Raw genomic sequence first — 1328 nt, 5'->3', positions numbered from 1 at the left:
CGCGGGGACGGGAGCGGCCCCCGCGCGGTCGGGCGCGGGGGCCGTGGGAGCCTCAGGGCCTTCGGGCGCGGGCGCCCGGGGCCGTCAGTAGACGAGGGGGTTGAACTGGGGGGCGGCGAAGGTGCCGCCGGCGTGGAAGTCGACGCTGCGCCCGGCGGGCACCCGGTACTGGGTGGTGGTCTTGCTCGGCGAGTTGGCCCAGGTGCCCCGGATCGTCACGGAGTAGGAGACACCGGAGGAGCTGATGCCGGTGCTGGTGCACTGGCCGGGGTTGACCACGAAGGTGGTGAAGCTGCCGAAGTCGGCGTAGGCCGTGTAGTCGGAGGACACGTTGCACAGGCGGAAGGTGCCCGCGGCCGCGGCGGGGGTGGCGGTGCCCACCGCGAGGCCGAGGGAGAGCAGGAGGCCCAGGGCCAGGGTGAGGGCGAGCGACTTGCCTCGTGAGAACGCGGCGGACATGGAACTCCTCAGTGTGGTCGTGGAACAGGGGGTGGGACCGCTACCCGGAAGGGGGCGGTGAGTAGTCAACCACACGCACAAGGCCACTTCTAGGGTTTGTGTGTTTTTATTTCTGTCTTTGTGTGTGTTCATGCGGGATTCGTGTGCCTTCAGGGCGTCGTAACGCCCCGTTCGCTTGCGTTGCCGGACCGCTCGGCGCCCCGGCACGCGAAGAGCGCCCGCCGCCGGGGGGCGACGGGCGCTCGTGGCGAGTCGTGCCTAGTGCGCGGCGAACATGCCCGCGCGCAGCTCCGCGGCGATGTCGTTGTCACCGCGCAGGGACAGCAGGTCCACCAGTGACTGGGGGTCGGCGAACGCCTCGTCGTCGCTGTCGGTGATCCGACGGGAGAGGATCTTCAGGGCGTCCTCGGTGGAGGCGGGCGCGGTGTAGCCGCTCAGGTGCAGCGCCCGGGCCGTGGGGGAGTGGCCGCTCAGGTCGGTGGCGGGCAGCTTGCGCGCGTCCAGCCGGTCCCCGGCCACGGTGATGAACACGCGGTCGCCGGGCTGGGCGGCCTGGCGGCGCAGCAGGGGGCGCAGGGAGTCGAACGCCGGCTGGTCGCGCCAGACCAGCACCAGCAGGTCCGCGCCCGGGGCGGTCAGGCACAGCAGCCGCCCGGGCTGGAGGCCCAGGTGGGTGGCGTACCCGGTGGGCACGGCCACGGGCGCGCCGTTGAGGTGGTCGGCGGTGATGTCGATGCGGTGCCACCAGCGCCCGTCGGGGGCGCGGAAGCAGCGGGCAGCCATGGCCGGGTCGCTCGCACCGGACCGCGAGGGCGGGGCGGGCGGCGCGACCGGGGCCGTGGGCGGCAGGCCGTGGGCCTGTCCGGGAG

1 protein-coding gene and 1 pseudogene are annotated in these 1328 nt (G+C 73.4%); both read right to left on the bottom strand.

What is annotated here, in order from left to right:
• Window positions 1-84: 84 nt before the first annotated feature.
• A complete protein-coding gene (locus tag DQW06_RS12135; RefSeq protein WP_013153973.1) occupies window positions 85-459 on the bottom strand; it encodes a hypothetical protein in 375 nt (124 codons plus the stop codon).
• A 258-nt stretch (window positions 460-717) separates the two neighbouring features.
• Window positions 718-1328 (bottom strand): annotated as a pseudogene (locus tag DQW06_RS12130) (hypothetical protein); the annotation flags it as partial.

Source organism: Nocardiopsis sp. TNDT3, from assembly GCF_003427465.1.
GTDB classification, from domain to species: Bacteria; Actinomycetota; Actinomycetes; order Streptosporangiales; family Streptosporangiaceae; genus Nocardiopsis; species Nocardiopsis dassonvillei.
Note: the sequence above shows the minus strand (reverse complement) of the source record. Positions and strands in the feature narration are given on the sequence as shown.

What these genes read in the sequence shown, in the direction of transcription:
- DQW06_RS12135 (WP_013153973.1), bottom strand. Translation starts at nt 459, where the DNA reads ATGTCCGCCGCGTTCTCACGAGGCAAGTCGCTCGCCCTCACCCTGGCC.